At 60.2% G+C, this 13,727-nt stretch carries 13 protein-coding genes; 5 read left to right on the top strand and 8 right to left on the bottom strand.

The window, feature by feature from the left end; translation table 11 throughout:
* Nucleotide 1: 1 nt before the first annotated feature.
* From pgl to D3P04_RS15395, 4 genes are read right to left on the bottom strand one after another with little or no spacing between them, the layout of a single operon-like run.
* Nucleotides 2-673: a 6-phosphogluconolactonase gene (gene pgl, locus D3P04_RS15410; RefSeq protein WP_119750559.1), complete on the bottom strand. Its 672-nt coding sequence runs from the start codon at nucleotides 671-673 to the stop codon at nucleotides 2-4.
* A 2-nt stretch (nucleotides 674-675) separates the two neighbouring features.
* Entirely contained in the window at nucleotides 676-2,127 is a 1,452-nt protein-coding gene (gene zwf, locus D3P04_RS15405; protein WP_119750439.1) for a glucose-6-phosphate dehydrogenase, read from the bottom strand.
* Nucleotides 2,128-2,187: 60 nt separating this feature from the next.
* Nucleotides 2,188-2,727, bottom strand: coding sequence for an RSP_2648 family PIN domain-containing protein (locus D3P04_RS15400; RefSeq protein ID WP_119750437.1), 540 nt, complete (start codon nucleotides 2,725-2,727; stop codon nucleotides 2,188-2,190).
* The gene (locus D3P04_RS15395; RefSeq protein WP_119750435.1) at nucleotides 2,724-3,920 is read right to left on the bottom strand and encodes an RSP_2647 family RNA methyltransferase; all 1,197 of its coding nucleotides are present in this window, start codon (nucleotides 3,918-3,920) and stop codon (nucleotides 2,724-2,726) included. The genes D3P04_RS15400 and D3P04_RS15395 overlap by 4 nt, the downstream gene beginning before the upstream one ends.
* Nucleotides 3,921-4,103: 183 nt before the next feature.
* Here D3P04_RS15395 and gpt point away from each other — a divergent pair, with 183 nt between their 5' ends.
* Nucleotides 4,104-4,589: a xanthine phosphoribosyltransferase gene (gpt, locus tag D3P04_RS15390; RefSeq protein WP_119750433.1), complete on the top strand. Its 486-nt coding sequence runs from the start codon at nucleotides 4,104-4,106 to the stop codon at nucleotides 4,587-4,589.
* A gap of 262 nt (nucleotides 4,590-4,851) precedes the next feature.
* The gene (locus D3P04_RS15385) at nucleotides 4,852-5,697 is read left to right on the top strand and encodes a PRC-barrel domain-containing protein (RefSeq protein WP_147391949.1); all 846 of its coding nucleotides are present in this window, start codon (nucleotides 4,852-4,854) and stop codon (nucleotides 5,695-5,697) included.
* Nucleotides 5,698-5,833: 136 nt separating this feature from the next.
* Here D3P04_RS15385 and trpE read toward each other — a convergent pair whose 3' ends face one another.
* The 4 genes from trpE to D3P04_RS15365 form a co-directional block, all read right to left on the bottom strand.
* Nucleotides 5,834-7,339, bottom strand: coding sequence for an anthranilate synthase component I (trpE, locus tag D3P04_RS15380; RefSeq protein WP_119750430.1), 1,506 nt, complete (start codon nucleotides 7,337-7,339; stop codon nucleotides 5,834-5,836).
* Nucleotides 7,339-9,297 carry a SurA N-terminal domain-containing protein gene (locus D3P04_RS15375; protein WP_232845030.1) on the bottom strand — a complete coding sequence of 653 codons (1,959 nt, stop codon included), beginning with the start codon at nucleotides 9,295-9,297 and terminating at the stop codon, nucleotides 7,339-7,341. The genes trpE and D3P04_RS15375 overlap by 1 nt, the downstream gene beginning before the upstream one ends.
* A 66-nt stretch (nucleotides 9,298-9,363) precedes the next feature.
* Nucleotides 9,364-10,539: an aminotransferase gene (locus tag D3P04_RS15370; RefSeq protein WP_119750428.1), complete on the bottom strand. Its 1,176-nt coding sequence runs from the start codon at nucleotides 10,537-10,539 to the stop codon at nucleotides 9,364-9,366.
* A 1-nt stretch (nucleotide 10,540) separates the two neighbouring features.
* Entirely contained in the window at nucleotides 10,541-11,353 is an 813-nt protein-coding gene (locus D3P04_RS15365; protein WP_119750426.1) for a hypothetical protein, read from the bottom strand.
* A gap of 104 nt (nucleotides 11,354-11,457) precedes the next feature.
* On the opposite strand from D3P04_RS15365, the gene D3P04_RS15360 reads away from it, so the two are divergent.
* From D3P04_RS15360 to D3P04_RS15350, 3 genes are read left to right on the top strand one after another with little or no spacing between them, the layout of a single operon-like run.
* A complete protein-coding gene (locus tag D3P04_RS15360) occupies nucleotides 11,458-12,048 on the top strand; it encodes an anthranilate synthase component II (protein ID WP_119750424.1) in 591 nt (196 codons plus the stop codon).
* Nucleotides 12,045-13,064, top strand: coding sequence for an anthranilate phosphoribosyltransferase (gene trpD / locus D3P04_RS15355; RefSeq protein ID WP_119750422.1), 1,020 nt, complete (start codon nucleotides 12,045-12,047; stop codon nucleotides 13,062-13,064). The genes D3P04_RS15360 and trpD overlap by 4 nt, the downstream gene beginning before the upstream one ends.
* Nucleotides 13,061-13,699, top strand: a complete 639-nt coding sequence (locus tag D3P04_RS15350) for a uracil-DNA glycosylase (protein WP_119750420.1) — start codon at nucleotides 13,061-13,063, stop codon at nucleotides 13,697-13,699. Before trpD ends, D3P04_RS15350 begins: the two co-directional genes overlap by 4 nt.
* Nucleotides 13,700-13,727 lie beyond the last annotated feature (28 nt).

The raw sequence follows: 13,727 nt of genomic DNA, 5'->3' as shown, positions 1-13,727 counted from the left end.
CTTATTCCGCCCAATGCACCGTGGCCTGATCCAGAAAGGCCCTGATCGGTGCCTCGGCGGGATCGAGTTTCTGCGCACGCTCAAGAGCCTCTCGTTTTTCCGGCCCCATGATCAACACATGAATATGAAATGCGTTCGACAGGACCGGCCGGGTCAGGGTGATACGCGGCTCTTCCGCGCCTTCCGAGCGGATCGGCAGCAATGACGGCGCGTCATTCGCCAATGCCTCGGTCAGCCGGTCCGCTCCGGGAAACATGCTGGCCGTATGCATATCGTTCCCCATGCCCAGCAGCGCCACGGTGATCGGCAGATGCGGAGCAAGAGTTTCACCAAGCGCCCCGATAGCGTCATCGGGTTGCGGATCGCCGGTATAGAGATCGATGTAATTCGCCGCCGCCGCCTTGTCCTTCAGCAGATACCGCCGCAGCAGGCGCCCGTTCGAGCGTTTATGCTCGCCATCCACCCAACGCTCATCGCCCAGAAAAACCGTCACCCGATCCCAGTCCAGATCGGTGCCGCTAAGCGTCTCGAAAACCTGAATGGGCGAGGTGCCGCCCGGCACGCAAAGCGTGGCTGTTTCGCTATTGCGCAGATGCTGCCCAAGCTGGGAGGCCAGCCGATCGGCCAATGACAACGCAAGCATCTCGCGGTCGGGATATTCCTTGAAATCCATGCTCATGCGCGAATCTCCCTCCATCTTCGGTTATCGCGATGCAGAAGGCGCAGGGATTCCTCGGGTCCGCTTGAACCCGCATCATAGGGTTCGGGGCGCGCTTTGCTGTCGTCCCATGCCTCTATGATCGGGTCGGTCCATGCCCATGCGGCCTCGACCTCGTCGCCGCGCATGAACAGGGTTTGGTCGCCACGGATCACATCCATGATCAATCGCTCGTAAGCATCGGGCATATCGCCCCCCTCCGGTCCAAGAGCCTCTGCGAAGGTCATGTCCAGCGGCACCTGCACCAGGCGCATCCCGCCCGGTCCGGGTTCCTTTATCATGACCTTGAGATTCATGCCATCATTCGGTTGCAACCGGATCACCAGTTCATTGGCTTTCGGCCCGCTGGACATGTCAAAGATCGAATGCGGCGGCTCCTTGAAAGTGATTGCGATTTCGCTGGTGCGCGCGCGCAGTTTCTTGCCGGTGCGCAGATAGAAAGGCGTGCCCTGCCATCTCCAGTTCGAAATCTTTACCTTCATCGCGACATAGCTTTCGGTACGGGATTCGGGATCTTCCGCATCCTCAAGATAGCCCGACGAATCCTCATCCGCCTGATATTGCCCGCGAACGATATCATCCGGTTCCACCGGCTCCAGCGCCCGGATGACCTTCAGTTTCTCATCCCGCACGGCATCGGGATCGAAGTGATATGGCGGTTCCATCGCGATCAGGCAAAGAAGCTGCATCATGTGGTTCTGCACCATGTCCCGCATCGCGCCCGATTTGTCGTAATAGGCCCCGCGCCCGCTGACGCCCACCGTCTCGGCAACGGTGATCTGAACATGGTCGATGAATTGCGCGTTCCAAAGCGGCTCGAACAGGATATTGGCGAAACGCACGACCATCAGGTTCTGCACCGTTTCCTTGCCCAGATAATGATCGATGCGATAAATCTGCTGCTCGCTGAAATGCTGGGCCAGCATCGCGTTCAACGCGCGCGCCGACTCGAGATCGCGACCAAAGGGTTTTTCCACGACGATCCGGCTACCTTCATCGGCGATCTTGTGGCTATGCAACCGTTCGGCCAGATCACCGAACAAAGAAGGCGCGACCGAGAAGTAAAAGGCGTGGATCGCACCTTTGCGCATCCGGGATTTGAGTTCGTTCCAACCGTCTGTGCCCTTGGCATCGATAGCCGTATAACCCAGCAATTCCAGGAATTTCGTCAGGTTCGGATCAGTTTTCTTCACCCCTGTGAATTCGACAATCGCCCCGGCGATCTCATTGCGGAAGGCCTTGTCGTCCTGCCGGGTTCTCGCCGCACCGATAATCCGTGACGTTTCGGGTATCTGGCCCGCTACAAAGCGGCGGAACAGGCCCGGAAATATCTTGCGATGCGACAGATCACCGGTAGCACCGAAAATCACGAGGTCAAAATCCTCGACCGGAATGACGCGCGAAACCATGCTATCCTCCTTGTCACCGGCAGATGCCATATCTCTTGTTAGCGATAACAGCAATGTTTTTCAACCTTTCAGAGCGCGACTCAATCGCGGTAAACGGCTGCGTTTAAGCATTTCTGCAATCGTCATATCTCCACCCATTTTTGCGGCCTTGTCGCGCACGGACTGAACGGTCAAGGCAACCGCGGCTGGATCGGCGCTATGCAGATCCAGCAGGAACGCGTCGGGGTGAATCGCCCGTAAGTCAAGCCGTTCCATCATTCTGCGGGGAAAATCCCGCAGATTGGCCGTCACGATCAGGGACGCCCCGCCTGCCAGCGCGGCCTCGATCACATGCCGATCGGCGGGATCGGGCAGGTCGAGATCAATGACGCGGCTCCCGTCATCCGGCATCGCGGATTCAGGAAAACGGAATTGCAGCAATGCGATCTCGGCCCCGGCGATCTGTTCTTGCTCGGCACCCAGCCGGGCAGCCGCATGCCGCCATTCCGCAAGTATCCGTTCGGACCATAGCGGCTGATACAGGTCCAGCCCGCCAAGATCGATCAGGATCTCGCGCAGAATCGTCGGGAACAGGACATTCGCGTCCAGAACGGCTTTCATCCGTCCAGCCGGAAAAACAGCGCCTTCAGGTAACCGGTCTCGGCCAATTGCGGCAAAATCGGGTGATCGGGTCCCGCTTGCCCGGCATGGATCAACACGGCGCGCCGCCCGCCACGGCCGATACCCCGGGCACTGACATTACGGAACTGGGTCAGATCGGCAGCATGGCTGCAACTGCACAGAACCAGATAACCACCCGGGGCCACCAAAGGCGCGGCCAGCTTCGCTACCCGCTCATAGGCCCGCAGCCCGGCGTCCAACGCCGATTTCGAGGGTGCGAATGCCGGGGGATCGCAGACCACCAGATCGAAGCGGCGTCCCTCTTCGGCCATCTGTTCCATGGCTTTGAAAGCATCCGATTGCATGATCTCCAACCGGTCACCCATATCCATCAGCCCGGCGCCGCCCACGGCCAGTTCCAATGCCGTCGCGCTGCCATCGATACAAGTGGCCCGCGCCGCGCCCGCAGCCAAAGCCGCCAGTCCAAATCCGCCGACATGACTGAACACGTCCAGTACTTCTGCGCCCTGCGCCAGTTTCTGCGCAAAGGCCTGGTTCGGACGCTGATCATAAAATAATCCGGTCTTCTGGCCGCCCATCAGGTCCGCCAGATAAGTCGCGCCGTTCATCCTGACCGGAACAGGAGCGTCGGGGGCCATACCCAGTAAAATCTCCATCCGCTCTTCCAGCCCTTCCAGTGTCCGGGCCCGCCCCTGCCCGTTCAGGATCACCGAGGTAACGCCTGCAATATCAGCGATGGCATCGGCCAAATCCGTCGCCATCCTATCCGCCCATGCCGCATTGGGCTGCATGACGGCCGCATCCCCGAATCTATCCACGATCAACCCGGGAAGCCCGTCAGCCTCGGCATGGATCAGCCGGTAGAACGGGGCGTCGTAAAGCCGTTCCCGCATCTGCAATGCCCGGCGCAGGCGCGCCCGCAACCAATCTCCATCGATCTGCGCGGCAGGATCGGCATCCATAACCCGCGCCACGATTTTCGAATGCGGATTCACTGTTACCAACGCCATTGGCCGCCGCTCGGCATCCTCCAGCACGGCAAAGCCGCCCGGCTCCAGGTTCCGCGTACGCCGGTCCAGCACCGCCTCATCGGCGAAGACCCAGGGAAAACCGTGACGGATCGCCTGCGGCTTCGATTTCGGGCGCAGGCGGAGGACGGGCAATTCGCTCATGGCATAACATCCTTTCGTAGACGGTCTGGCACGATGCCGCGATGCGCACAAGACGGCCCGGGTGCCATATGGCAGATAGCTTTGCCTTTCACGTCGCAAGGATATTATACGGTACGAATCCGGTTTATCCGGAACCCGTAAAGATGCACAGACCGGAACCGGCGACAATCAAGGAGAACAAGAATGGACCGTTTGCCCCACGAAAAGGGTTTCCACGTGAGTTGGGATCAGTTGCACCGCGACGCACGCGCCCTTGCCTGGCGGCTTGACGGAACGGATTGGCGCGCCGTTGTGGCTGTGACCCGTGGCGGGCTGGTTCCGGCCATGATCGTGGCGCGGGAACTGGATATCCGCACCATCGACACCATTAGCGTCAAATCTTATCTCAGGCAGGAGCAGGGCGGGATTCAGGTCCTGAAACATCCCGACAAAGAGCTGATGGGCGATGGCGACGGCATATTGGTCATCGACGATCTGGTCGATTCCGGCCGCACGCTGGAACTTGTCCGCGAGATGTATCCAAAGGCGCATTTCGGCACGGTATACGCCAAGCCCAAGGGCAAAGGCGTTGTGCAGACCTATGTAACCGAGGTCAGTCAGGACACCTGGATCTTCTTTCCCTGGGATATGGCGCTGCAATATGTGCAACCCTATCGCGGTGAGGACTGAAACCGGAATGGCGGGCTAACTGACTGCAGCCTGCAGTTGGCCTGCCGCGGCGCATCGCGAAATAGCTTCTGTAACAAGTTGTAAATAAAAAAGTAATTTATTCTTTCATTTTTTCAGTCGAAATCTCTCACTTCAAAAATAAGCGGATTATTGCCGACAGGTCGCGCAAACCGGAACTGTAACCGGGCACAGATCATTGGTTTCTCGAAACGCGCCGCCCGAATGTTATGGCGCAACGCGTTGGGTAGAAAGGAGAAATGACGTGCAAAAGTTTCTTATGACGACCGCAATCATACTGCCCCTGGCTTTGACTCCGGCCTTCGCCCAGGACACGGCACCCGCCGATCCCGGCGCCGATGCCGCCGCCGCTGAAGCTGAAGCCGCCGCGGCTGAAGAAGAGGCTCTCAAGGCTGAAGTCGCCGAAAGCGGCAAGGTGGTGCAGGAACAAGCTTCTAACGAGTTGCGTCTGGATTGGGTTACGGATGCCACGGTGACCTCGCCGGACGGGTCAGATATCGGCAGCATCAACGACCTGATTGTCGATGGTGAATCCGGTCAGATGATCGCCGCAATCATCGGGGTTGGGGGCTTTCTTGGGATCGGCCAAAAGCAGATCGCCGTTCCGTGGGAACAGCTTACGATAAATGCCGATGCGCGAGAGATCACCAGTGATCTGACCAAGGAAGAAGCCAATGTCGCGCCGGCCTATGTGTTCCGCGAGCAGGCCCCTGCACCGGATGCAGGCGCCGAGGGCGGCATGGCCGGAGATCCGGCAGCTGATCCTGCGGCAGATCCCGCAGCGGCACCGGCGGATCCGGGCGCAGTTTCCGAGGAACCCGCAGCAGATCCGGCAGCAGGCGACACTATGGATGCACCTGCGGATGACACGACGATGGAGGCACCCGCCGACGATGCGGCTACCGACGCACCGGCGGATAATGCCACCGCGCCGGATGACGCTGCTGCCCCGGATGACGGCGCGATGGAGGAACCTGCCGATGACGCCGCGGCGCCCGCCGACGACATGGAGAGCGACTCCGCCATGCCCGAAACCGAGCCCACGGATGACGCGGCACCTGCCGAAGGCGAAACTCCGGCGACCAACTGACGGAAATCGCACATCAAGCAGACGGAAGGCGGCCCATATGGGCCGCCTTTTGCATATAAATTATAGATATTTATCTGTAATTTCTCGCCTGCAAGATCAGGTAACCCATGAATTAACCACGCTTGCCGAGGCCAGCTCAGGTATTCCCCCGAACGAAACGCGCCGCACCTTCGGCGGCACGTTGCAATGCTTTGCTTTTGTTGACCGTTTCCTGGAATTCGGCTTCGGGGTCGCTATCATAAACGACACCACCACCTGCCTGAATATACAATGCACCGTCTTTGACCAGGCCAGTCCGCAGCGCAATGCACATATCCATTTCGCCATTCCCCGCAAAATAACCGACCGAACCGCCATAGACGCCCCGTTTCTCGGGCTCCAGCTCATCGATGATCTCCATCGCGCGAACCTTGGGCGCCCCTGATACGGTCCCCGCCGGTAGCCCTGCCAGCAAAGCAGACAGGGCATCCTCGCCGTCACGCAATTCACCCACGACATTCGAGACGATATGCATCACATGGCTGTAGCGTTCGATCACGAATTGCTCTGTCGGGCGCACCGTTCCCGTTCTGGCCACCCGGCCGACATCGTTGCGTCCCAGATCCAGCAGCATCAGATGTTCTGCCAATTCCTTCTGATCGCTAAGCAAATCGGCTTCGAGCGCGCGATCCTCGGTTTCATCCGCGCCGCGCGGACGGGTTCCGGCGATCGGGCGGATCGTTACCTCGCCGTCGCGCAGACGGACAAGGATTTCCGGACTCGCCCCGATGATCTGGAAACCGCCCATGTTCAAAAAGAACATGAAGGGCGACGGGTTGGTGCGCCGCAGGCTGCGGTACAAGGCAAAAGGCGGCAAGGGAAAATCCATCCGCCAGCGCTGCGACGGAACGACCTGAAAGATATCGCCAGCGCGGATATATTCCCGCGCCCGTTCTACCGCCGCCAGATAATCGGGCTTGGCAAAATTGGAAACCGGCTCGCCGATCTCGGCGTCATGGCCCAAAGCGCGCGGCTCGGAAGGTTGGCGGTCAAGCGCGCGCAGCGCATCCATCACCCGCTCGGCGGCACGGGCATAAGCGGCGCGTGCATTTTCACCGGGAACATGCCATGCCGGGGCGCAAAGAGTGACCTCGCCTTTGACCCCATCCAGAACTGCCACCACCGAGGGACGCATCAGCATCGCATCGGGCAAATCCAGCGGATCGGGATTCACATCTGGCAGATGCTCGACCAGCCGGATCATGTCGTAACCAAGATAGCCGAACAGCCCCGCCGCTGCCGCGGGCACCCCTTCGGGCATATGCTCCAACCGGCTTTCCGCGATCAAGGCGCGCAGACTGTCCAGCGCAGGCCGATTATCGGGCAGATATTCGTCCGAGAAACGCGCCTGCCGATTGATCCGCGCCTGACCGTTGCGACATTCCCAGATCAAATCCGGCTTCATGCCGACGATCGAGTAACGCCCGCGAACCTCGCCTCCGGTCACGGATTCAAGCATGAAGCTCATTGGTGCGGCTTCGGCGAGTTTCAGCATCAGGCTGACCGGGGTATCCAGATCTGCCGCGAGGCGGATCGTGACAAGCTGGTTACGCCCATTGGCCCAGCCGGCTTCAAACTCCGCAAAATCGGGGGCCATATCCATCACTGAACCTGCGCGTTGATGGCATCGATCGCCGCTTGATTCACGCTGATCCCGGCATTTCTTTGTACGGCTTGGGTATAATAACTGAAAATATCGTTCTGCAACGATTGGGAAATACGCTGCTTTACCGATTCCGCGATGCGCGTTGCCTCTTCACTTTTCTGATCTGCCGCACCTATCTCGTCCAGCCGGAACAGGAACACCCTGCCGCCCGCATCAGCAATCTCGATATCGCCGGGCTTGGCAATGCTGAATGCCTGGGAAACGATCTCATGTGGCAATCCCTCGATCCAGCCATCACGCGTCAGCCCGGTTTGCGATGTCCAATCCAAAGGCGTACCCACCGGCTCGATCTCTGGTTCGGCCTGCTCTGGTGATGCGGGTTCATCCGCAGGGGTTTCTGCCGCAGGGATATCGTCCCCATTTTCCGCGTTCCGATCAACGATATTGTTCAGTGCGACGGCCCCAAGGCGAACTTCCTCCGCACGCGCCAGCAACAAACGCTTGAGTTCCTCGCGCCGCCAATCCTCGGCGACCCGGTCGCGGATTTCCTCGAATGGGATCAATGTCGGCGGTGTAATCTCGTCCAGACGCAGCGCGAAGATGCCTCCATCCTCCAGCCGTTCAATTGCGGGAAACTCGTCCTCGCCGATTGCTTCGGCGATGTCCCGGAAAGAATTATAGCCCGCGATGCTTTGTTCTTCCGGTTCCATGTCAGAGGACCAATCCAGCGTTCCGAACTCCATCGGCGTTTCCTCGGCGACATCTTCCAATGTTGCGCCGCTGGCAAGCATATCCTCGTATTCACTCATCTGGCTCTCGATCATGCGCGCGGCACGATCCACGGCCGCTTCGCTGCCCAGTTCCTCTTTCGCCTCCTCGAAGGAAACATCGACCGCTTCCAAAATTCCGTTCATCGAAAACAGCGCCGCTCCCAGATCCGTCTGAAGTGGGCCGATCACACCGGGTTGCTCCATTGCAAAAACCGCATCACCCGCCTGCCCCATATCGTTTCGGGTCACTTCACCCAGATCGATATCCTCCAGTGTCAGACCACGTTCCGCGACCAGATCGTCAAAGGACAATTCGCCGGCATCCAGCCTGTCCTTGGCGGATTGCGCATCTTCCGCCGATGGAAAAACAAGTCGTCCAACCATCCTGCGCTCGGGCTGGCGATATTGATTGATCCGTTCCTCATAAGCGTCACGCAGCGCCTGTTCGTCCAGATCGACCTCGTCCACCAGCATTTCCGGCGTCAGCCAGACATAGCTGAGCTTGCGCTTTTCCGGCGCGGTAAACCGTTCGGCATTTGCACTGTGCCATGCTTTCAAGGTTTCTTCATCCGGTTCGGAAACAGGCATGGTCAGTTCCGCCTCGGTGATTTCGTACCAACTGATATCCCGGGTCTGCAAAAGCCATTCCACGGTCTGCTCGACCATGGTGGCGGGCGAGGCAACACCAGCGCTGACGGCGCGGTGAAGCAGCATTCGCGCCTCGTCCTCGCGGATTTTCTGTTCGAACTCGGGTTCGGTCAGACCTTCGCGGGCAAGGATCTGTGAATAGGCGGTGCGATCGAAACTGCCATTCGGCCCCTGAAAGGCCGGAGCATCGCTGATGCTTTGCACGACACGCTGATCCCCGACCGAAACACCGATGCGGCGCGCCTCTTCCTGTAACGCGGCGGCGGTGAATAATTGCGATTGGACGGATTGCTGCAAACCCATCGCCTGCGCCTGCTCCATGGTCAGCCGCTCTCCGGCCTGTTGCGAATAGCTGTTCAGTTCCGAACGCATCGCGCGTGCATAGTCTTCCCCATCGACCTTGGTTTTTCCGACCGAGCCGATATCGCTCGAGCCGCTGGTAAAGCTGGTGACGCCGAAACCGCCCAATCCGAGAATCAGAAGGCCCATCAGAATCCAGACGATGGTCGATTTTCCCTTGGTGCGCAGGTTCGTCATGCGGCAGCTTTCCCTGTAGGTCGTATCATGCCGTCTTTATGACGCGCATGCCCCGGCCACAAGCCTTCAGGGGGTGAAGTTTTCAAGCCTTGCTGCAAGCTCGGCTATTCCGGCCCCGCCGATATTGGCGAAGGCAAGACGAAAATGCCGTGCGCCAAGGGGGTCCGCTTCCGGCATGAACATCGTTCCCGGTAATGCCAGAACGCCAAGTTCGGCCACCATGCGCGGCGCCAGATCAGCCGAAGATTCCGCATAGGGATGTTCGACCCAGGCAAAATACGCCCCCGCGGATTTCAACTTCCAGCCGTGCAAGCCAAGGATCGCCTGCTTGGTTGCATTTCTGCGATCAAGGATCTCGATCCGCTCCTGCGCCAGCCAATCTCCAAGATTTCGCATTCCCCATAATGCACCGATCTGGCCTAGCTGCGAGGTTGAGATTGCAACCGTATCCAGAAACTTCTCGATCTCGTTCAAGCGTTCCGCCGAGGTGATCACGGCGCCCACGCGATGCCCGGTCAGTCGATAAGCCTTGGAAAAAGAATAGAGTTGGATCACCGTCTCGTCCCATCCGGGCCGGGTCAGCAGGTCATGAGGTGCGCCGCTGCGGCTGTCGAAATCGCGATAGGTTTCGTCCAGAATCAGGGCCAGCCCGTGCCGTTTCGCAAGTTCGTAAAACTTCCCGACCAGCGTGGCCGGATATTCCGCGCCCGATGGATTATTCGGTGTCACCAGAACGATGGCCCGGCTCTTCGGGCCGATCAGCCTTTCCGCGGCGGCAGGATCAGGCAGCATATCCGGCTCGCAGGATAACGGGCGCACGCTGATTCCCTGCATGTCCAGCCACATCTTGTGGTTGAAGTACCACGGCACCGGCAGGATCACCTCGTCCCCGGTTCGCGCCAGCGAATTGATCGCAGCGCAGAACGCCTGATTGCAACCCTGCGTAATCGCCACCTGACCAGTCCTGACCGCGCCGCCATAGCTGCGTGAAAATTCCATCGCTATCGCATCCCGCAATTCGGGATTGCCCAAGACCGGCCCGTAAAGATGCGCTGCTGTCTCATTCAATGCGGCATCGGCAATCGCCGCGCGCAGACCCTTGGGCGGAGGCTCTACCGGGGCAGCCTGACTTACATTGATCAGCGGGCGGTTCGCAGGAAAGGTAACACCCGTCAGCCAGCGGCGCGCCTGCATGACCGGTGGTGCGAATGTCGCGCGGAGATGCGGGTTGATCGGTTCCATCCTAATCCCGTTCCAAAGCGCGAAGCTCCGACAGGTCCGGCGGCGTCGACAGATCCAGCGATGGCGCGGGCAGAACAGGCGTCGCATTTTCCTGCCCCGCATCCTGCCCGGCCATATCGGAAGACTGATCCTGATCGGCAGGCCCATCCTGCTCTTCGATCTGCGGTTCTGCCAGTTGCGGCGGCGCGGTTTCGGGCAAGCTGTCCGGTGCTTCCAGCCCGGCAAGGCCCGGGGCTTCTCCTCCGGATGGGGCGGTTTGCGCTTCCGGCAAACCGAATTCCGGCGCGGCTTCGGGTTCAGGCAATTCAGACTGCGCCGGTGTCCCCGCATCGGGTTGCAAATCGGCGGGAAGTTCGCGAGCCGTTGCAGGTTCGTCTGCAGGTGCCGTTGCTGCAAGTGGCGACGGACGACCCCGGCGCGCATGTGGCGGCAGAGCCGCAGGCGTTTGCGGCGCCGCATCACTACCGCGCCCGAATTCCGAACCGGAAGGCAACTCCACCGTCGCCGCCCGGGGCGCGCCGCCGTCATCCCCTTCATCAGGGGCATCTGCCTGATCTACGGAAACGGAATCCGGTTGTTCTTCAGTTTCGCTTACGTCACCGGTTTCGTCATCGGGCGCCACTGCCTCGATTTCCGCTTCCGGGTTCTGCCGGGCAGGACTCGGAGCCGATTCGGATAGTCCGGCACCCCTGCCCGCGTCAGATTCCGGGGCTTCGTCCTTATGGGTCACAGGGGTCAGCAGCGACAAAGCCCCCAGCCCGACCACGCTGACGACCGCACCATGCAGCAAACCTTTCCAGAATCCGCCTGCCATTCGCCTTTTCATCCTCCTGCCGGGCTTGACCCTCCGACGCATATCGGCACATCTATAACGGACCCCGATGCGGGGGGAAACCGCTCTGAAGCCAAGGCAAGACTATGATCCTTCTGATCGACAATTACGATAGCTTCACCTGGAACCTCGTGCATTATCTGGGCGAATCCGGGGCTGAGGTCACTGTCCGGCGCAATGACGCGCTTGACGTGCCAGAGGCTTTGACGATGAACCCTGACGGTATCGTGATCTCTCCTGGCCCATGCGATCCGGGGCAGGCGGGAATCTGCATCGATCTGATCCGCGCCGCGGCCGAACGACAAATACCGCTTTTCGGCGTCTGTCTTGGCCATCAGGCCATCGGCGAAGCGTTCGGGGGTAAGGTTGTGCGCGCGAACCGTATCCTGCATGGCAAGGTGGACGATATCAACCATGACGGTACCGGCGTGTTCCGCGATCTTCCCTCGCCGCTGAAAGCGACCCGCTATCACTCGTTGACGGTCGAGCCTGACAGCCTGCCCAACTGCCTGCGCGTCACCGCAACCTCGGATGACGGCACGATCATGGGGCTGGTTCACGAGGATTTGCCCATTGAAGGCGTGCAGTTCCACCCGGAATCGATCGCCTCGGAACATGGCCATGAAATGATCTGGAACTTCCTTGCCCGCTGCCGTCCCGGAAAAAAAGCCGCATGACCGATATCCGCCCTCTGATCGGCATCGCCGCCACGCGTCCCCTGACCGGCCCCGAAGCCGAGGCCGCCTTTTCCGCATTATTCGACGGCGACGCCACCCCGGCCCAGATCGGCGGGTTGCTGATGGCGCTGCGGGTCCGGGGCGAAACCGTCAAGGAAATCGCCGCGGCATCACGCGCCATGCGTGCGCGGATGAACCGGGTCCATGCGCCGCAAGGGGCAATCGACATCGTCGGCACCGGCGGCGACGGCAAAGGCACGCTGAACATCTCGACCGCAACCGCTTTCGTCGTCGCGGGTGCGGGCGTGCCTGTCGCCAAACATGGCAATCGCAATCTGTCCTCGAAATCCGGCGCCGCGGATGCCCTGACCCATATGGGGATCAATGTCATGGGCGGTCCGGCTACCGCGCAACGGGCACTAGATCAGGCAGGGATCTGTTTCATGATGGCAACCACGCATCATCCCGCGATGCGGCATGTGGGGCCGCCGCGCGCGGAACTGGGCACGCGAACGATATTCAACCTGCTGGGTCCGCTGACCAATCCCGCATCTGTCCGCTATCAGTTGACCGGCGCGTTCAGTACCACATGGTTGCGCCCGATGGCCGAGGTGCTTCGCGATCTTGGTTCGGATATGGCCTGGCTGGTGCATGGCAGCGACGGCACCGATGAAATCAGCATCGCAGGCGAAACCCATGTCGCACAATTGAAAAACGGTGAAGTCACCGAGTTCACCATCACGCCCGAGGATGCCGGGCTTTCGCGTCATCCGTTCGAAGAGATCCTAGGCGGAGAACCTGCCGATAACGCGGCCGCCTTCCGCGCCCTGCTGAATGGCGAGGCAAACGCCTATCGTGACGCGGTGCTGCTGAATGCCGCTGCGGCGCTGCTGATCGTAGGCAAGGCGCATGATCTGGCCGAGGGGGCATCGCTTGCCGCCCAGTCCATTGACAGCGGCGCGGCGAAAGCACGATTGACCCGTCTGGCCGAAATCACCGGCCCGCCCGAAGCGTGAAACCACCTTCCGCCTGGGCCCATCTGCCCTTTTTCACGCAGGAATGGCCGGGCATTCGTGATCGGCTTGCACATATGGATGACTGGCTGCCGGGGCCAGAGCGTCTATTCGCGGCATTGGAGATCCTGCGCCCTGAACAGGTGCGGGTGGTGATCCTTGGACAGGACCCCTATCCCACCCCGGGTCATGCCAACGGGCTTGCCTTTTCGGTTGCGCCGGATATCCCCCTGCCTCGCTCTCTGCGGAATATCTTCGCTGAAATGCAGGATGATATTGGCCGCATGCCTGCGAACGGAGATCTGACGCACTGGGCGCGGCAGGGCGTTCTGCTGTTGAATACGTCACTCTCTGTTCCTGACGGATCGGCGGGCGCCCATTCCCGGTGGGGCTGGCAGAAACTGGCGCGACAGGCCATTATCGAGGCGCAAGGCCATGCCGCGATTGCGTTCCTGTTATGGGGAGGGCACGCGCAAAAGGCAGTTGGCGATCTGCCCCGGGATCAGGATTTGACTATCTCCACGGCGCATCCCTCGCCGCTTTCTGCCCGCCGCGGTTTCTTCGGCAGCCATCCCTTCAGCCGCATAAATGACTGGCTGATCAAACAGGGAAACCGGCCCGTCGACTGGGCCGGTTAGCGGATTTTCGTCCACGGTAATTCCCGAA

It is taken from the genome of Paracoccus onubensis (genome assembly GCF_003591515.1).
Classification (GTDB): Bacteria; Pseudomonadota; Alphaproteobacteria; order Rhodobacterales; family Rhodobacteraceae; genus Paracoccus; species Paracoccus onubensis.
This window is presented reverse-complemented; position numbering and strand designations above follow the sequence as displayed.